The sequence below is a fragment of the Yinghuangia soli genome, assembly GCF_021502675.1.
GTDB classification, from domain to species: Bacteria; Actinomycetota; Actinomycetes; order Streptomycetales; family Streptomycetaceae; genus Yinghuangia; species Yinghuangia soli.
This window is the reverse complement of sequence record NZ_JAKFHA010000028.1, coordinates 64,751-82,082: the sequence shown is the minus strand read 5'-3', so window position 1 is coordinate 82,082 and position 17,332 is coordinate 64,751. Positions and strand designations below refer to the sequence as shown.

The following is a 17,332-nucleotide window of genomic DNA, read 5'->3' as shown; positions in this document are numbered from 1 at the left end:
GAGATGAGCGCCTGGCAGTCTGTGCCCCATGCACAGTTTCCTTCTCGTCCAAGGCTCGAACATGTCGGGCAGCGTGCTGACGGAGTACGCGGAGGTCCACCGGAGTACGGCAGCGGCGGAGTCCGGCATCCGGGACTACGTCCGCTCAGGCGGTGGTTTCGAGCTGACCGCATCGGCGGGCCAGGAGTTGTCCCTGCGGGTCTACCAGCAGGGCGTGCTCGTGGCGGAGCACGACCTGATGCAGGCGCTGCGCCTGCGGATCCCCGGGTTCGCCGAGATGGGCTTCGACGACGACTACGAGCACACCGGCGGCGCCCCCGAACCGGACAGCGACGCGGACGGCATCGACGACCCGGACCTCCTCGCTGACATGCGCGTCGAGGCAATGCTGGACCACTACGACGAGGTCGGCGTACGCGTCGAGTGGGACACCGTCGACATACCGGAGTTGAACGCCCCGCTGCTCCCGGATGGCCAGTCCGTCACCGTGGACGGGTGGACGCTGACCTCCGGCCCCAACTGGCGCCAGGGCTGACCGGCACGGCGCAAGCCGCGCATCGGAGACCCCTGCATGCGCCGTCCCGAACCGGGGCGGCGCATCTGCGGGTTGTATACGCCTGCTTGGCGATACGGTCGGCGCGCGTTCACGCGGACCACATGGGGTGCCGGAGACCGCCTACCGTCAACGCTTCAGAGCGTTCGTAAACGACGCCCAGGCTGCCGTCGCGACGTCCACAGTGCCGCGTGTGGCGTCCTTGCTGTCGCGCACAGGAATCGTGCGCCCACTGCTGCCGGCCACCTCCACGCACTCGCCTCCCTGGCTACTGCTGTAGCTGGACTTACGCCACTTGAGCGCGTCGCGTCCATCGTTCACAGGCTCTCCTCGATCTCGCGGATCAGCTTCGCCGACTGGTCGGCTGACAGTGCTTCCGAGAGCAACACATCGTGGCGAGCACGCATTTCGGCAACCCGTAGAAAGTCGGTGACGACGAGGCCCCCACCCACCGGCTCGACGTAACCAATGTCCTCGCTGTCCTCGAACGACAGGACGATCTGCGAACCATCGCGCCCGGCGTGCGTCCCCTGCGCAAACGGTACGACCAGGATGGTCACGTGCGGCAGCTTCCCGACCTCCAACAGCTTCCGCAGCTGGGGGCGCGCGACGTCGGGAGCGTTCGGCCATCGCCGGAGCACGGCCTCATCGAGGATGAACCACGCCCTTGGCGGCGGAGGGTCCGCACGCACGAGGATCTGCTGGCGCGCCATGCGCGCCGCGACCTGCTCTTCGATCTCCTTTGCAGACCTGGGCGGTTCATGCGTCTCGTACAGCGCACGCGCGTACTCCTCGGTCTGAAGCAGACCAGGCACAAGCTGCGCGGAGAAGACGCGGATCTCCTTTGCCGTCTTCTCGAGCTTGACGAAGTGGCCGAACCACGGTCCGTACAAGCCATCCATCATGTCGTCGTACAGCCGCCGCAGCGTTCCGCCCGCCCTGAGGACGATCTCCGCGCGTTCGATGAACGATTGCTTGGGAATGCGCGTTCCCGCCTCGATCGCGGCGAGCAACTGCCGAGACGTCAAGGTCTGGCGCCCCAGCTCCTGTTGAGTGAGTCCGGCTGCCTCTCGACGGATCTGAATCTCACGGCCGAGGAATCCCAAGATCCACGACTGTGGTGGTGGCTCGATCTCTCGCCGGGCTGCCATCGCGCTCCCCTGTGGCATTGCTACAAAGCCGACCGTCCAGTTGCCGATTCCTCACTGAGGAATACGCACCCGTAGCCCACGGTAACGGCTGTGCCGTTGGCTGGTTGCCCTATCACCGAATGGCCGAAACCGAGCGCCTGCGCCCGCAGGCACTTCGGAGCCACTGCACAAGGAGGCAGCCGGATGCAGGACGAACTCCCGCCGCAGACCATGGAAGTTCCCAACGTGGGGAGCATGGTGGACACGATCTATGGGCGGCAGCAGATCATGGACGTCACGGGTGCCGCAGACGGCGAGACGACCGTGTGGCTGCGGCCTGAGCGCGGGGGCATCGAATGGACGGTGCGCGCGTCCGGCTTCGCCGCAGTGGTCGCTGCCCGCGCCGAGACATAGGAGAACTGCTTGTTGCGCCGCCCCGGGCTTCGGAGCGGCGCAACCACTTTCTCCGTACGACTACTTGGCGATGAGGGCGGCGGCTCGTTCGGCCATCATGACGCAGCCCAAGTAGGTGTTGCCCGCGGGCAGGACCGGCATGGCGGAGGCGTCGACTACGCGGAGGTTGGGGATTCCTCGGACTCGGCAGCGGGCGTCCAGGACGGCCCGGGGGTCGCCGTCCGGACCCATGGCGCAGGTGCCGCCGAGGTGGCCGTAGCTGATCAAGCCCGTGCCGACGAGGTCGGCGGCGGGGTTTGGGGCCGCCAAGTCCGCGGTGGGGTGGATGCGTTGCGCGCCGAGGGTGGTGAAGGGAGCGGTGGTCTCCAGTTCGGCGATGCGGTTCAGGAGCCAGTCCATGCGGGCCAGGTCGTGGTCGGTGAGGGCGGGCATGGTCACGGACGGCTCGGCGTCGGGATCCGGGCCGGCGATGGCGACGCGGCCGCGGCCGGTGACGTCGAGGAGGAACGGGACGACCGAGAAGTGCGTTCCGTGCTCGCCGGGTTCGCCGATCGGGAGGTTCAGGACGTGGAAGTCGATGGTGTCGGACTGCGGGGTGCGGCCGACCCAGACGGGCTGCACGGGGCCGCCGCGGAGCGGGGTGCCGTCGGGGTGGACGTACAGCAGGGCGATGCCGAGGTGGTCCTGGAGGTTCTCGCCGACGCCGGGCAGGTCGAGGGCGACGGGGATGCCGAGGCCGTCGAGGAGGGCCTTGGGGCCGATGCCGGAGCGCTGCAGGAGTGCGGGTGAGCCGGTGGCGCCGCAGCTGACGATGATCTCAGCGGCGGTGTAGGACGCGCCGGACGTGGTGATGACACGTGTCGCGCGGCCGTCTTCGACGTCGATGCGGGCCGCGGTGACGCCGGTGGTGATGGTGAGGTTGGGGCGGGCGCGGGCTTCGTCGGTGAGGTACGCCCGGCTCACGGTGAGGCGTTCGGTGCCGTCCTCGCTCGTGGTGAGCGGGAAGATGCCGACGCCGGGGAGGGTGCGCGGGTCGTTGACGTCGTCCGTCCACGGCACGTCGAGGGCGCGCAGGCCGGCCTGGAAGGCGCGGTGGGACTCGGTCTGCTCGGTCTCGGGCGAGCGGCGGACGACCAAGGGGCCGTCGCTGCCGTGGAGTTCGCCGGCGCCGAAGTCGAGGTCGCGTTCCATGGCGCGGAAGGTGGCCAGGATGTCGGGCCAGCCCCAGCCATCCAGGCCGCGGGCGGCCCAGGCGTCGTAGTCGGCGGGCTGGCCGCGCATGGTGGCCAGGTAGTTGACCGCGGACGTGCCGCCGAGGACGCGGCCGCGCACCATCTGCACGGTGCGGTCGGCGCCGGCGCTCATGGGGTACGGGCGGGCGAACGGCGTGCCTGCCCACACGTCTCCGGCGGCGGCCGGGCGCAGCACGCTCGCGTCGTAGTGGCGGTCGTCCGGGCCTTGTTCGAGGAGCAGGACGCGGCGGTCCGGGTCCTCGGAGAGCCGCGCGGCGAGGACCGCACCGCTGGTGCCGCCGCCGACGACGATGACGTCGGCGACGCTGCCGGGCTCCGTGGGACCGCCCATGATTGGTGCCTCCTCTGCGGCCGCGTCCCGGGCCGCCCGCGGGGCCGCGCTTCCCGATGTGGGCAAGTGCGGTTGTCGGACTGCGAATTGAACTCCCACGCCAGCGGCTATAGCAGGGTGCGTGGAGAGCACGTGCGGATCTTCACGAGGCCCTGTGGACGACAGCGGGCGCCCCCGGACCGCTCGTACCGCGGTCCGGGGGCGCCGTCGTGCCTTGCTGCCGTGCGTCGCCGTCCGCCGTCCGCCTTCGGGCAAAAGGCGTCAGGCGTCAGGCGTCCGGTCAGACGTATTCGCCGGCCGGGGTGGCCGCGAAGCCGGCGCCGATGCGCAGGGCCTGCTCGTTCGCGCCGCCGAGGGAGAACTCGTTCTGCTTGGCGTGCACGAAGTAGCGGTGCACGAAGTGCTCTTCGGCGATGCCCATGCCACCGTGCACGTGGACGACGGCGTGCGCGACGCGGTGGCCCGCCTCGGCGGCCCAGAACTTCGCGGTGGCGACCGCCTCGGACGCATCCAGACCCTCGCCGACCTGCCAGGCCGCCTGCCACGTGGTGAGGCGGATCGCCTCGACGTCGATGTAGCAGTCCGCGAGGCGGTGGCCGACCGCCTGGAACGAGCCGATGGGGCGCTTGAACTGCTCGCGCGTGGTGGTGTACGCGGCGCCCTCGCGCATCGCGCGCTCGGTGACGCCGAGCTGCAGCGCGCACAGGCCGAGCGTGGCGCGGTCGCGCAGCCACACCGCGGCGGCGGTGTCGACGGTGCCGCCGAGCAGCGCGTCGTCGGCCACCACGGCGCCGTCGAGGGTGAGTTCGCCGGCGATCTCCTTGGCGGTGGTCAGCTGCGGGGCGATGCTGACGCCCGCGCCGGCCGGGTCGACGAGGAAGATGCCGACGCCGTCCTCGGTGGCGGCCGGGACGAGGATGACGTCCGCGATGGTGGCGGCCGGCACGGCGGTCTTGACGCCGGACAGGCGCCAGCCGCCGTCCACCTTCTCGGCCTTGGCGGCCGGGGCGGCGGCGTCGCGGCCCAGGCGCTCGGCGAGCGCGGCGGTGAGGATCTTCTCGCCGGACGCGGCGCCGGGCAGCCAGGCGGCCTTCTGCGCGGCGGTGCCGAGCTCGGCGATCGCGGCCGCGCCGACCGCGATGGACGCGTACAGCGGCACGGGCGCGAGGGTGCGGCCGACCTGCTCCAGGAGCAGGACCTGCTCCAGCACGCCGAAGCCGCTGCCGCCGAACTCCTCGGGCAGCGAGATGCCCAGGAGGTTGGCCTTGGCCAGTTCGGCCCACAGGTCGCGGTCGAAGCGCGGGGCGCCTTCGCCGGTGACCTTGGCCTCGAGTGCGGTGAGCGACTCGTGGGTGACGCGCTCGGTGAGGATCTGCTTGGCCAGACCCACCAGTTCCTGCTGTTCGTCGGTGTATGCGAAATCCATGGCGCAAGTCCCTTGCTTATCGCAGTGGTTGACGTCGGTGGTGGGTCGGGCTCAGCGCGGCGGGCGCGGCATACCGAGGCCGAACATCGCGATCATGTCGCGCTGGATCTCGTTGGTGCCGCCGCCGAAGGTCAGGATGAGTGCGGAGCGGTACATCTTCTCGATGCGGCCGCGCAGCACCACGCCGGGCGCGTCGGCGGTGAGGTACGCGTCCTCGCCGAAGCACTCCATGAGCAGGCGGTAGGCCTCGGTGGAGAACTCGGTGCCGAAGATCTTGGTGGCCGAGGCGTCCGAGGGGCCGACCTTCTTGCCGTGGTCGACCGCCCAGGCGATCTTCCAGTTGATGAGCTTGAGGTACTCGACCTTGGCGTGCACGCGGCCCAGGTTGAGCTGGACCTGCTCCTGGTCGATGACGCGGCTGCCGTCCGGCAGCAGGGTCTCCTCGGCCCAGCGGCGGGTCTCGTGCAGGGCGAGCTGGACGCCGGCCGCCGAGCACAGCGCGACGCGCTCGCGGTTGAGCTGGCCGGTCATCAGCGCCCAGCCGCCGTTGACCTCGCCGACCACCGCGGAGGCCGGGACGCGCATGTCCTCGAAGGTCAGCGCGCTGACGGTCTGCCCGCCGAGGGTCTTGACCTCGCTCCAGGACAGCCCGGGGGTGTCGGTGGGCACCAGGAAGATCGTCAGGCCCTTGTGCGCCTTGACGTCCGGGTCGGTGCGGGCGGCGAGCCAGACGTAGTCGGCGACGTGGATGAGCGAGATCCACATCTTGCTGCCGTTGATGACGAAGTCGTCGCCGTCGCGGACCGCGCGGGTGCGCAGGTTGGCGAGGTCGGTGCCGGCGCCGGGCTCGGAGTAGCCGATGGAGAAGTGCATGTCGCCCGAGAGGATCTTGGGCAGGAAGAAGTCGCGCTGCTCCTGGGTGCCGTACTCCATGAGCGTGGGGCCGACGGTGTTGATGGTCAGGAACGGCACGGCCGCGCCGGCGAGGGTGGCCTCGTCGGTGAAGATGAGCTGCTCCATCATGGAGCGGTCCTGGCCGCCGTACTCCTTGGGCCAGCCGATGCCGAGCCAGCCGTCCTTGCCCATCCGGTTGGCGATCTTCCAGTAGGCGCCGTCGCGGCCCTGGAGGGTGGTCTCGCCGGAGGCCTGCTGCTCGCGGACCTCGGGCGTCATGATCCCGGCGAAGTACTCGCGGAGTTCCCGACGCAGTTCTTCCTGCTCGGGCGTGTAGGCGATGTGCACGGTTACCTCCCGGGACCCGGGGTCCCTTGTGGATACGTTCGTCGTACGAAGTGGACGGTTGTACGCGAAGAACTGGCGGTGCGGTGTCCAGGGGCGGTGCGGTGTCCGCGGGTGCCGGGTCCGGGGCCGGCCGGGGCCGGCCCCGGGTTCGGCTAGGGGGCCACGGCCATGAAGTCGGCGAAGCCGGAGGGGTCGTGACGGCCCATCACGCCGTGCTCGAACAGGCCCCAGCCTTCGGCGCCGTCGCAGGTGGCCCGGGCGACGTGGTCGAGGATGCTGAACTTGGCGCGGCCCTGGGCCGCTTCGTCGGTCGCGGTGTCCACGACGACGCCCTCGCTCCAGTCCCGGCCGCGCCACTGGCCGTGCGTCCAGGTGGGGTCCAGGCCGTAGCCGGGGCCGCAGTTGAGGACGACGTGGTGCTTGGGCTCGACCTCGACGACGACGGGCTTTCCGGCGAGGTCCTTCATGCGCAGCGTGGCGCGGACCGGCATGCGGGTGCCCGGGGCGTACTCGATGTCGAACTCGGGCCAGCCGAGCTGCTCGGGGCGGCGGCCGGTCGACGCGGGCCACACCCGGGTGGCCTGGTTGAGGGTGCGGGTGCCGTCCGGCTCCTCCTGCACGATGACGATGATCGCGTAGTCGTCGAAGCGCAGCGGGACGTACGTCCACCACATGCCGCCGCTGGGGTCGCGTTCCGCGGCCGCGCGGCCGCCGGGCTCGGCCTCGCCGCTGGGGCGGATGCCCCAGGAGCGGTCGCGCGAGCCGACCCAGGTGTCGGGGGTGACGGTGTAGTCGGTGCCCTCGACGTTGAGGGTGCCTTCCCAGGTGCCGAGTTGGGCGAAGCGCTGCGCGTCGAGGATGACGCGGCCGTCGCGGCGCAGCACGTGCGGTTCTTCGTCGACGGCCGGGAAGCTGCCGCGCCAGGTGAGGTCCATGGCGATGCCGTGCGCGCCGGCGTCGCAGACCACGCGCAGTTCGTCGAGCGGCTTCTTGACCTCGATGCGGTACGCGCCGACGGCCGGGTTGAGCCGGTCGTCGGTCTCGGCCTCGAAGGCGTCGGAGAGCCGCACGGTGGTGTGCCGGCCGCCGCGCGCGACGGTGACGAAGGCGTCCTTGACCCCGAGGTTGGGGTAGACGCCGTAGCCGGTGACGAGGAATATCTCGCCGCTGCGGTCGTGCGCGTTGAAGTAGTAGCGGTCGTAGAAGTTGCGGTCGCTGCTGGCCACGCGCGCGATGGACAGCGGGCTCTGGTGGACCGGGAATTCGTCGAGCGGAGCGGGCAAGGGAGCGTCCTTTCCGGTGACCGGTTTTCGGGGCGGAGACGGACGGTGTCAGCCGCGCGGCAGGCCGAGCATGCGCTCGGCGACGACGTTGAGCTGGATCTCCCGGGTGCCGCCGCCGAGCAGCACGGCGGGGATCGACAGGTAGGCGGTGACCAGTTCCTCGGCGAGGCCTCCGGCGCCTTCGGCGGCCAGGCCCTGCTCGGCGACGCGTTCCAGGCGGGCGGTCATGACCGCGCGCTGGTGCTCGGTGACGGCGAGCTTGAGCACGCTGGACGCGGCGCCCGGGTTGAGGCCGGACAGCTGCTGCAGCGTGGAGCGCAGGGTGAGGGCGCGCAGCGCCCAGTTCTCCGCGGCGAACGCGCCGATCTTGGCAGCGGTGGCCGGGGATGCGGCGGCGGCGCCGGCCGGGCCGAGGTCGTCGAGCAGCTTGCCGAAGGCCGCCATGCCGGGGCCGCCCGCGATCATGACGCGCTCGTTGGCGAGCGTGGTGCGGGTGATGGGCCAGCCCTGGTCGACCTCGCCGACCACCATGGCGTCCGGTACGAAGACGTTCTCGAGGAAGACCTCGTTGAATTCGGACTGGCCGTTGGACTGCTTGAGCGGGCGCACGTCGATGCCCGGCTCGCTCATGTCGACGATGAAGTACGTGATGCCCTTGTGCTTGGGCACGTCGTGGTTGGTGCGGGCCAGGCAGATGCCCCAGTGGGCTTCGTGGGCCTTGGAGTTCCAGACCTTCTGGCCGCTGATGCGCCAGCCGCCGTCGACCTTCTCGGCGCGGGTGGCCAGCGAGGCGAGGTCGGAGCCGGCGCCGGGCTCGCTGAAGAGCTGGCACCACACGATGTCGCCGCGCAGCGTGGCGGGGACGAAGCGGTCCTTCTGCTGCTCGGTGCCGTGCGCCATGATCGTCGGGAGTGCGAACTCGCCGATGATGGTGGACGGCTGGACCAGGCCGGCGGCCGCGAACTCCTGCTGGATGACGATCTGCTGGGCCGGGTTGGCGCCGACGCCGTACGGCTTGGGGTAGTGCGGCGAGACGTAGCCGCACTCGTCGGCGAGGAAGTGCCGGCGGGCGGGCTCGTCCAGCTCCTTGGCGCGTGCCAGGTTGGCGGCCACCTCGGCGCGGAACTCGTCGACGCCGCCGTCGAGTTCGAGCTCGAAGCGGCGCGCGGGGCCGCCTTCGAGGGTGGCGAGGGCGCGGCGGCCGAGGAGTTCGGCCCAGTCGCCGGTGGGGCCGAGCAGCTGCGCGAGGAACACGCCGCGCCGCCAGTAGAAGTGGATGTCGTGTTCCCAGGTGAAGCCGATGCCGCCGAGCATGGTGATGCAGTCGAGGGCCATCTCGCGGGCGGCCGGCAGACACGTGATGGCTGCTTCGGCGGCGGCGAGTTCGAGCTGCTCCTCGGCGTCCGGGCCGGTCTCGTCGGCGGCGCGGGCGGCGTCCCAGGCGGCCGCGGTGGCGACCTGGAGGCGCGTGTAGAGGTTGGCGGCCTTGTGCTTGACGGCCTGGAACGAGCCGACCGCGCGGCCGAACTGCTCGCGGATCTTGACGTAGTCGACCGCGGTCTCGAAGCACCAGCGGGCCACGCCGACGGCCTCGGCGGAGGCGAGCACGGCGGCGACGCGGCGCACGCGCTCGGTGGTGACGCCGGCCAGCACCTGCGACGAGGTGACCTCCAGGCCGCGGGCGACCACGCGGGCGACGCCGCGGGCCAGGTCGACGCCGGTGAGCGGCTCGACGGAGATGGTGTCGCGGCCGCCGGGGGCGACCACGAACCAGATCTCGGCCTGGTCGGCCTGGTCGGTGCGGGCGCCGAGGAGCAGGTAGCGCGCGTTCGCGGCACCGGGCACGGGGCCGACGCTGCCGTCGACCTCCCAGCCGACCTCGGTCTGACGGGCGGTCAGCCCCGCGGTGACGGCGACCGCACCGGTGGCGCCCTCGGCGAACCTGGGCAGCAGCGCCTTGGCCGCGTCGGGGCCGGCGTAGCGGGTGAGCAGCGCGCTGGCCAGCACGGTCGGCAGCAGCGGACCGGGCAGGAGGGCGCGGCCGGTCTCCTCGAGCGCGACCGCGAGGTCGAGGATCCCGGCGCCTATGCCGTCGTACTCCTCGGGGAGGTGGATGGCGGGGACGCCGGTCTCCAGGAGCTTGCCCCAGAACTCCGGCACGGTCCCGGCGGACAACGCGTCGAGATCGCGCCGCGTGGCCTCGGCCGGGGCGTGGCGCTGGGCGAATCCGGCCACCGATTCGGCGAAGGTCCGGTGCTCGGGCGTGTATCCGATGGGCACGTGTATCCCCTATCTGTGCGGGCGCCGGGCGTGAGGGGCCGGGCCCGCCGATCCTGATGACCCGACAATATCCTTGTCAAGGTCAAAGGAAAAGACAGGGGACCTTAGCTTTTCCACCCCAGCCCGACCCCCGGCCGCGCAGCCCGCCTGCCGACCGCCCGACCCCCGGCCGCGCAGCCCACCTGCCGGCTGGCCGCCCACCGGACCCGCAGCCCGCCTGCCCGCGAACCCGCCCGCCACGGAACCCGGCCCCCACGCCATTCGTTGAGGCCACACAGGGGGCCCACCCGCTTTACCTCCAGCAGACCCCGTCTTCCACTTCCCGCGACCCGCTACTGCGGCGGACGCGTCGACGGCAGCCCCAGCTTGCGGTGGTCCCACGTCACGACCTTGATCGGCGTCACCTTGATGACGATGCGCTTGTTCAGCATCATCTCCACGGCGGGCCGCAGCGCCTCGGTGTACGGCATCGAGTAGCGGCTGAACACGCTGACGCCCAGTTCCCAGATGCGGTCCGGGTCCTCGACGATCTCGGCCTTGCCGACCACCGAGACGCCGCGCAGTTCCTCGTAGTAGTCGCCGGCCTCGACCAGCAGCGTGATGTTCGGGTTGCGGCGCAGGTTCATCACCTTCTGCGCCTTCGCCTTGCTCTCCAGGCCGATCTCGCCCTCGAGGAAGCCGTACCACATGCCGACGGAGTGGATGCTGCCGTCGGCGTTGACCGTCGACATGGTCATCGAGTGGCGCTCGTTCAGGAACGCCTCGACCTCCTCCGGCGTCATCTTGACCTTGTCGCGCTGCTTGACGCCGTGCCCCATGTGCTCGCCCATACCGACCCCTCGATGCAAGGTGATTGTCTCAGTCAAACAATGCCACAGCGTGCACCGAGCCCCCGGCACTCGACAAGTCCCGTCGCCCGTGGATCACAAGTCCCGCTGCCCGTCGACCGCCGGCCCCGGCTACGCCGCCCCGGCCACCAGGGACGCCACCGCCAGCGCCGTATTGGCCTGGTGCTGCACCTGCTGCGCGACCGGGAGCCACCGGCCGCGCAGCGCCGACCGGTGCTCGTCGCACCAGCGCGCCACCAGCCCGAGCGTCTCCGCATGGAGCTCCCGCAGCGCAGCACCGCGCGCATCACCACGCGCCACGCCCGCGCCGACGCCCCCGCCCGCGTCCCCACGGCCCGCGCCCTCGCGACCCGTGCCTTCCCGCTCGACGTGGTGCAGCAGCATCGCCGCCGCCCGCAGCGGCAAGCGCCGCGAGTGCGCCTCGATCGCGGTGATGTGGGCCCGGGTGAGCGGCGGCAGCGCCCCCGCCGCGCAGTCCGCGGCAAGCGCGCACCAGTCGTCCGCGAGCACCGGGCACAGGTCCGACATCACCTGCGCGGCTTCCAGCACACGGCCCCGCGGCACCCGCGGCGAGACGCCGGCCAGCAGGCGCGCCGTGGCGCCGCCCCTCTCCCGCAGGCGTGCGACGCACGTACGCACCGCATCGACCGCACCCGGGTGGACGCCGAGGTCCGCGACCAGCGCGCTCGTCCACATGGGGACCTCGATCAGCGCGGTCGCCCCGCCCAGCCGGTTCGGGAGGTACCAGGTCGAGGCCGCCGCATCCTCGGCATGCGAGTCGAAGCGCTCCTTCTCGCCGGGCGGCGGCATGACGAAGACGCCCGGCTCGGCCTCCGGCCAGAAGAAGGTGTCGAACGACGCCCGCTCGACGGGTATCCCGCACGCGTCCGCCGATTCCGCCAAGGGCCCGGCCAGCCCCGGGATCTCCCGGGTGACCTGGACCCACGTACCGCCCACGTCGATCCCGTGCAGCGAGATCTGCACGACCGGCCGCAGCTCCTCGATCACCGAGATCAGCGCCTGCGACTCCGGCAGCACGTCGCCGGGCGCGCGGATCGACGGGGCCAGTTCGGGCTGCTCGTGCCCCACCGGCCGGAAGAACCCCCGGTGGTACGCGAAGAACTGCCCGTCGGCGTGCGGCGCAACGGTGTGCAGACGGGCGCTGTCCGGATCCAGGCACATGACGAAGTGCCAGGTGAGATCGAGCCCTTCGGTCCACTCCGGGGCATCGGCGACGTACCGCGCCAGCGCCAAGGCCGCTACGCCCGCGGCCGTCTCGTTCGCATGCGCGCCTGCCACGACCAGGACGGCGCGGCTGCCGCGCCCCACCGACAGCATCCCCATCGGCTCGCCGGCCCGCGACGCCCCGATCCGGCGCCACCGGCACCGCGACGGCCGGTCTTCCGCCAAGTCCCTTGCATGCTTGAGGAGTTCATCGACACACAGATAGTCGTCCAGGACGTACCCGTCACCCTGCCGAAGCGGGAGCGCCGCAGGCCGCATCCGCGGTCAGCCCTGCGGCGTACTGCTGCCGCCGGTCGCGTACGCCCTGCCCGGCGGACGGATCACAATCGTCCCGGCCATGCGACCTCCTCGTCCGAACGCCGACCAACTCCTCGTGAGAATCCGAGAGTCGACACCAGAGTGTCAAGAGTTTCCAGAGTCGGACACGTCGGGAAAGACGGCATCAAGTCCGGACCGAGGTCGGCATAGGGGTGAGGCCCCAGCGCCAGGGGGTGGCGGCCGGGGCCTCGGTGCCCCCGCCCGGGAGCTGAGAAGGCTCGGCGGAGGCACGCCGCGGGCGTGCTACGGGGGGTGGGTGCACGCCCGGGTTCGGGGTCCGGGGTTCAAGCCCGGACAAGGGGGCCGGGGATCAGGCCCGGACACGGAGTCCCGGAGTCACGCCCGCGTCGGGGCGGCCACCGCGTCGGTCTGCTCGGCGGGCGCCGGGGCGACCTGCTTGGCGGTCTGCAGGGGCTGCTCCCGGATGAGCATCACCGCGAGCAGGGTCATCAGGCCGAACGGGGCGGCCACCAGGAAGATGTCGCCGATGGCGTGGCCGTACGCGCTCTCCACGGTCTCGCGGACGCCGGGCGGCAGGTGCCGCACGTCCGGGATGCCGCCTCCGCCGCTGCCCGTGCCGAGGCCGCCGTCCGCAAGGTAGCCGGCCACCCGGTGCGCCATGACCGCGCCGAGGATCGAGACGCCGATCGCGCCGCCGAGGCTGCGGAAGAAGGCCACCGTCGAGCTGGCCGCGCCCAGTTCGCGGGCCGGCACGGCGTTCTGGACGGCCAGGACCAGGTTCTGCTGCAGGGCTCCGACGCCCGCGCCGAGCAGGAACATGGAGGCGCCGAGGAGCACCAGGTTCGTGTCGTACCGGGTGGTGCCCATGAGGACCAGGCCCGCGGTGAGCGCGACGCCGCCGCCCACCAGGTAGCGCTTCCAGCGGCCGGTGGCGGTGATGCGGCGGCCGACCACCGTGGAGGTGGCGGCGAGGCCGAGCACCATCGGCATGGTCATCAGGCCGGAGACGGTCGGCGACTTGCCGCGGGCGATCTGGAAGTACTGGCTGAGGAAGACCGTGGCGCCCATCATGGCCAGACCCACGAACAGCGAGCCGAGGACCGCGAGCACAATGGTGCGGTCCTTGAACAGCCACATGGGGATCACCGGTTCGGCCGCGCGGTTCTCGACCAGGACGGCGAGGAAGAGCAGGGCGAGGGCGCCGCCGGTCATCGCGGCGGTCTGCCAGGAGAGCCAGTCGTACTGCTCGCCGGCCAGCGTCACCCAGATCAGCAGGAGCGCGACGCCGCCGCTGATGAGGGTCGCGCCGAGGTAGTCGATGCGCACACCCTCGCGCTTGACCACCGGAAGGTCGAGGGTCTTCTGCAGGATGACCAACGCGGCAACCGCGAACGGCACGCCGACGTAGAAGCAGCCGCGCCAGCCGAGCGCCGAGTCGACGATGACGCCGCCGATGAGCGGGCCGCCGACCGTGGCGATGGCGAAGGTGGCGCCCAGGTAGCCGCTGTAGCGGCCGCGCTCCCGGGGCGGGATCATCGCGGCCATGATGATCTGGGCCAGCGCGGTCAGGCCGCCGACGCCCAGGCCCTGGACCACCCGGAAGGTGATCAGCATGCCGGAGCTCTGCGCGAGGCCGGCCAGCATCGAGCCGGACACGTAGATCACCAGCGAGAGCTGCACCAGCAGCTTCTTGCTGAACAGGTCGGCGAGCTTGCCCCAGATCGGCGTCGTGCAGGTCATCGCGAGCAGCGTCGCGGTGACCACCCAGGTGTAGGCGGACTGCCCGCCGCCCAGGTCCCCGATGATGCGCGGCAGCGCGGTGCTGACGATGGTCGAGGACAGGATGGCCACGAACATGCCGAGCAGCAGCCCGGACAGGGCCTCCATGATGCGGCGGTGGCTCATCGGTTCGCCCGGGCCTGCGGCACCGGGTACGGCGGTTGCGGCGGAGCTCGCCATGCGTACGACATCCCTTCGGCCCCCGGCCCGGCGGGTCGCGCCGGGCCGGGGGTCCCCTCAAAGTCCTGCGGGGCGCCGACGAGGTCGTTGCCCGATACACGGAACTGTACGGCACATTAGTTGCAGTCCGCAACTTTTGCCATCCCTTGGCATTCGGGGGACGTGTGCCGCGCGGGCGTTGCGCCTTCCGGCGTGATCGGGGTTTCGCACCTAGCCTGAAAACATGGCAAAAGTAAGCAAAAGCGGCGCAGGCGGTAAGGGCGACGGCAACTTTTTCTCCCAGGTCGGCAGCCAGACCTGGCTGATGCTCGGGGTCGCCGTACTGAGCGTGTGGTTCGTACTCGCCAACACCGCCTCGGCGTCCATCAGGTTCTGGATCCCCACGGTCGAGGCGCCCATGTGGATCGTCCTCATCGGCACCTTCGCGGCCGGCGCGTTCACCGGCTGGATGGTCAAGACCCGCAACACCCGCTAGTCCGTGCGCAGCGGGCCGTCCTTCGCCGCCGGGAACCAGTCGGCCGGCGGTGCACCCGCGCGCCGGCAGACCATGACCGACCGCACCGGTTTCCCCCGTTCGGAGCACGGCCCCAACCAAACCGGTCCGCTCGTACGAGTGACGTTCCCGCCTTCAGCAGGTCACCCAACGTGACGGGACGGTAACGTCCGGCGGCGATACCCGCCACAACGAGGAGCAAACCGTGTCCCGACTGCTGGACGTCAGCCCCGAAGTACGCGCCGAGATCGGCGACGACGAGGCGGTCCGCCTCGTGTCCGGGGAGACCGGACCGCAGATGTACGCGTGCGCATCGTGCCGGGGCGGCGGCGACACCGCCGTCGAGGAGACCAGCGCGCTCCTCTACCTCGCGCAGGAGACCGCGGTCCTCGCCTTCGCCCACGCACGCTGCATCCCGTCGCAGGTCATCCCGGTCTCGGATGCCGCGGTGGAGCCGCTCATCGCGGCCCAGCAGGGCGACCCGTCCAACGTCCCCACCCCGACCGTGGTGCCCGGCGGACCGGTGCCGATCTCGATCACCGGCAGCATGATGGTCTGCGACGGCATCACCTACGCGGCCCTGGTCGTCGAGCCCGGCGCGGCGGTCGCGCGGCCCGGCACGCAGGGTGCCCGCGACGAGTTCCTGTCGCTGCTCAGCGAGCGCGGCTTCAGCGCCATCCCCACTCCGGACATGACGCTGCCGCCGCTGCTGAGCGGCTGGTCCGTGGTGCTCGACGGCGGCTTCCTCACCTCGGTGCTCTTCCCGGGCGCGTCCGGCCGCACCGAGGCCTGGTGGCAGGCGCAGATCCCGGCCGAGGTGCCCGAGGCGTGGCTGAGCGCGGCGCGCGGCAACGGCGTCGTGCTGCTGTACGCGGCCCCGGTCGGCACCATCGGCATCCACACCGGCAACGACGAACTGGGCGCGGCGCTGCGCGAGGCGGGCCGGCGCGGCCTGCTGGTGGCCGGCTCGGTCCCGCTGACCGGCGCCTGAGCCGACCGGCGCGCAATGCGCCGGACATCGGCCGATTCGCGCACGTCCCGGCCCCGGCCGGGGCGTGCGCACCGGCGTCCGGAACCCGGCTGCTAGCGTCGATGCGATGAACCCGGAACACCTGTACGCCCCGGACGTCCTGCCCCCTGCGACCGCGGCGCCCGCTGCGACGGCGGCATCCGCGACCGCCGAGGACACCGTTCCCGACCCGGCGGCAGCGGCCCGGCGCATCGACGGCGACGAACTGGTCGCCTACGACCGGCGGCACATGTGGCACCCGTACGCGAGTGCCCTGGGCGACGCCCCGCTCTTCCCCGTGGTGTCCGCCGAAGGGGTGCGCCTGCGCCTTGCGGACGGCCGCGAGCTGATCGACGGCATGGCCTCCTGGTGGGCCGCGATCCACGGCTACAACCACCCCGCGCTCAACTCCGCGGTGCGCACCCAGCTCGACTCGATGGCGCACGTGATGTTCGGCGGCCTCACCCACCCGCCGGCCGTCGAGCTGGCCCGCCGCCTCGTCGACCTCACCCCCGCACCGCTGCAGCGCGTCTTCTTCGCCGACTCCGGCTCGGTCGCGGTCGAGGTCGCGCTCAAGATGGCCCTGCAGTACCAGCGCGCCCGCGGCCTCACCGGCCGGACGCGCATGATCACAGTGCGCGGCGGCTACCACGGCGACACGTTCGCGCCCATGGCGGTGTGCGACCCGGAAGGCGGCATGCACAGCCTCTGGGCGGGCGTGCTGCCCGAGCAGATCTTCGCGCCGATCCCGCCGGCCGGCTTCGCGCGGCCGCTCGCCGCCGCCGACACCGCGGACCTCGCCGACCTCCTCGCCAAGCACCGCGACGAGGTCGCCGCGGTGGTCCTGGAGCCGGTCGTGCAGGGCGCGGGCGGCATGCGGTTCCACTCCCCCGCGTACCTGCGCCGGGTGCGCGAACTGTGCGACGAGTTCGACGTGCTGCTGATCGCCGACGAGATCGCCACCGGATTCGGCCGCACCGGCGAGCTGTTCGCGTGCGACCACGCCGGGATCTCGCCCGACATCATGTGCCTGGGCAAGGCGCTGACCGGCGGCTACCTCACGCTCGCCGCGACGCTGTGCACGGACGAGATCGCCGAGGCGATCAGCCGTGCGCACGGCGCGTTCATGCACGGCCCGACCTTCATGGGCAACCCGCTGGCCGCCGCGGTCGCGGTCGCGAGCATCGACCTGCTGCTCGCCTCGCCGTGGCGGGACCGCGTCGCCGCACTGGAGGCGGGCCTGCGCGAAGGCCTGGCGCCCGCCGCGGACCTGCCGCAGGTCGCCGACGTGCGCGTACTCGGCGGCATCGGCGTCATCGAGCTGCACCGCCCGGTCGACATGTCCGCGGTCCAGCCCGCATTCGTCGAACGCGGCGTCTGGATCCGCCCGTTCGGCAAACTGGTGTACGCCATGCCGCCGTACGTCATGACCGCCGAGGACCTCGCCGTGGTCACCGCCGCCATGGTCGACGTCGTCGCCGCCGAGCACCCGGCCTGACGCCCGCCCCGCGCACCGGCGGACACGGCCTGAGTCCGCGAATACCCCGGGCGGCACCGCCCGGGGTATTCGGGTCAAATTTCCGGCTT

Annotated in this window: 14 protein-coding genes and 1 pseudogene; 5 read left to right on the top strand and 10 right to left on the bottom strand. The window is 71.6% G+C overall.

All coding sequences use genetic code 11. The features are described from left to right. Window positions 1–28 precede the first annotated feature (28 nt). The gene (locus LZ495_RS32780; RefSeq protein WP_235056680.1) at window positions 29–535 is read left to right on the top strand and encodes a hypothetical protein; all 507 of its coding nucleotides are present in this window, start codon (window positions 29–31) and stop codon (window positions 533–535) included. Between the two features lie 147 nt (window positions 536–682). On the opposite strand, the gene LZ495_RS32775 is transcribed toward LZ495_RS32780, so the two are convergent. Together LZ495_RS32775 and LZ495_RS32770 are read right to left on the bottom strand one after the other, a co-directional pair. Further along, window positions 683–874, bottom strand: a complete 192-nt coding sequence (locus LZ495_RS32775) for a DUF397 domain-containing protein (protein WP_235056679.1) — start codon at window positions 872–874, stop codon at window positions 683–685. After that, entirely contained in the window at window positions 871–1,659 is a 789-nt protein-coding gene (locus LZ495_RS32770; protein ID WP_235056678.1) for a helix-turn-helix domain-containing protein, read from the bottom strand. Before LZ495_RS32770 ends, LZ495_RS32775 begins: the two co-directional genes overlap by 4 nt. Window positions 1,660–1,887: 228 nt before the next feature. Here LZ495_RS32770 and LZ495_RS32765 point away from each other — a divergent pair, with 228 nt between their 5' ends. After that, window positions 1,888–2,097: a hypothetical protein gene (locus LZ495_RS32765; protein ID WP_235056677.1), complete on the top strand. Its 210-nt coding sequence runs from the start codon at window positions 1,888–1,890 to the stop codon at window positions 2,095–2,097. Window positions 2,098–2,157: 60 nt separating this feature from the next. Here the strand turns inward: LZ495_RS32765 and LZ495_RS32760 are convergent, their stop codons facing one another. The 8 genes and pseudogenes from LZ495_RS32760 to LZ495_RS32725 all read right to left on the bottom strand — a co-directional run. Then, window positions 2,158–3,681, bottom strand: coding sequence for a GMC family oxidoreductase (locus LZ495_RS32760; protein ID WP_235056676.1), 1,524 nt, complete (start codon window positions 3,679–3,681; stop codon window positions 2,158–2,160). 280 nt (window positions 3,682–3,961) lie between these two features. Beyond that, window positions 3,962–5,107, bottom strand: coding sequence for an acyl-CoA dehydrogenase family protein (locus tag LZ495_RS32755; RefSeq protein WP_235056675.1), 1,146 nt, complete (start codon window positions 5,105–5,107; stop codon window positions 3,962–3,964). 51 nt (window positions 5,108–5,158) lie between these two features. After that, a complete protein-coding gene (locus tag LZ495_RS32750) occupies window positions 5,159–6,349 on the bottom strand; it encodes an acyl-CoA dehydrogenase family protein (protein ID WP_235056674.1) in 1,191 nt (396 codons plus the stop codon). Between the two features lie 152 nt (window positions 6,350–6,501). Further along, window positions 6,502–7,632: an Rv3169 family protein gene (locus tag LZ495_RS32745; protein ID WP_235056673.1), complete on the bottom strand. Its 1,131-nt coding sequence runs from the start codon at window positions 7,630–7,632 to the stop codon at window positions 6,502–6,504. 48 nt (window positions 7,633–7,680) lie between these two features. Then, the gene (locus LZ495_RS32740) at window positions 7,681–9,912 is read right to left on the bottom strand and encodes an acyl-CoA dehydrogenase family protein (RefSeq protein WP_235056672.1); all 2,232 of its coding nucleotides are present in this window, start codon (window positions 9,910–9,912) and stop codon (window positions 7,681–7,683) included. Window positions 9,913–10,244: 332 nt separating this feature from the next. Continuing rightward, the gene (locus LZ495_RS32735; RefSeq protein ID WP_235056671.1) at window positions 10,245–10,742 is read right to left on the bottom strand and encodes a pyridoxamine 5'-phosphate oxidase family protein; all 498 of its coding nucleotides are present in this window, start codon (window positions 10,740–10,742) and stop codon (window positions 10,245–10,247) included. A 129-nt stretch (window positions 10,743–10,871) separates the two neighbouring features. After that, window positions 10,872–12,263 (bottom strand): M14 family zinc carboxypeptidase, encoded by a 1,392-nt coding sequence (locus LZ495_RS32730; protein WP_372498674.1) that lies wholly within the window; start codon window positions 12,261–12,263, stop codon window positions 10,872–10,874. A gap of 402 nt (window positions 12,264–12,665) precedes the next feature. Further along, a pseudogene (locus LZ495_RS32725) lies at window positions 12,666–14,189 on the bottom strand (MDR family MFS transporter); the annotation flags it as partial. 277 nt (window positions 14,190–14,466) lie between these two features. Between LZ495_RS32725 and LZ495_RS32720 the strand changes: the two are divergent. The 3 genes from LZ495_RS32720 (at window position 14,467) to bioA (ending at window position 17,243) form a co-directional block, all read left to right on the top strand. After that, window positions 14,467–14,718: a lipopolysaccharide assembly protein LapA domain-containing protein gene (locus tag LZ495_RS32720; protein WP_235056669.1), complete on the top strand. Its 252-nt coding sequence runs from the start codon at window positions 14,467–14,469 to the stop codon at window positions 14,716–14,718. A gap of 223 nt (window positions 14,719–14,941) precedes the next feature. Beyond that, the gene (locus tag LZ495_RS32715; RefSeq protein WP_235056668.1) at window positions 14,942–15,727 is read left to right on the top strand and encodes a DUF8842 C-terminal domain-containing protein; all 786 of its coding nucleotides are present in this window, start codon (window positions 14,942–14,944) and stop codon (window positions 15,725–15,727) included. Window positions 15,728–15,833: 106 nt separating this feature from the next. After that, the gene (bioA, locus tag LZ495_RS32710) at window positions 15,834–17,243 is read left to right on the top strand and encodes an adenosylmethionine--8-amino-7-oxononanoate transaminase (protein ID WP_268823637.1); all 1,410 of its coding nucleotides are present in this window, start codon (window positions 15,834–15,836) and stop codon (window positions 17,241–17,243) included. Window positions 17,244–17,332: the final 89 nt, after the last annotated feature.

What these genes read in the sequence shown, in the direction of transcription:
- LZ495_RS32780 (WP_235056680.1), top strand. Translation starts at nt 29, where the DNA reads ATGCACAGTTTCCTTCTCGTCCAAGGCTCGAACATGTCGGGCAGCGTG.
- LZ495_RS32765 (WP_235056677.1), top strand. Translation starts at nt 1,888, where the DNA reads ATGCAGGACGAACTCCCGCCGCAGACCATGGAAGTTCCCAACGTGGGG.
- LZ495_RS32760 (WP_235056676.1), bottom strand. Translation starts at nt 3,681, where the DNA reads ATGGGCGGTCCCACGGAGCCCGGCAGCGTCGCCGACGTCATCGTCGTC.
- LZ495_RS32755 (WP_235056675.1), bottom strand. Translation starts at nt 5,107, where the DNA reads ATGGATTTCGCATACACCGACGAACAGCAGGAACTGGTGGGTCTGGCC.
- LZ495_RS32735 (WP_235056671.1), bottom strand. Translation starts at nt 10,742, where the DNA reads ATGGGCGAGCACATGGGGCACGGCGTCAAGCAGCGCGACAAGGTCAAG.
- LZ495_RS32730 (WP_372498674.1), bottom strand. Translation starts at nt 12,263, where the DNA reads ATGCGGCCTGCGGCGCTCCCGCTTCGGCAGGGTGACGGGTACGTCCTG.
- LZ495_RS32720 (WP_235056669.1), top strand. Translation starts at nt 14,467, where the DNA reads ATGGCAAAAGTAAGCAAAAGCGGCGCAGGCGGTAAGGGCGACGGCAAC.
- bioA (WP_268823637.1), top strand. Translation starts at nt 15,834, where the DNA reads ATGAACCCGGAACACCTGTACGCCCCGGACGTCCTGCCCCCTGCGACC.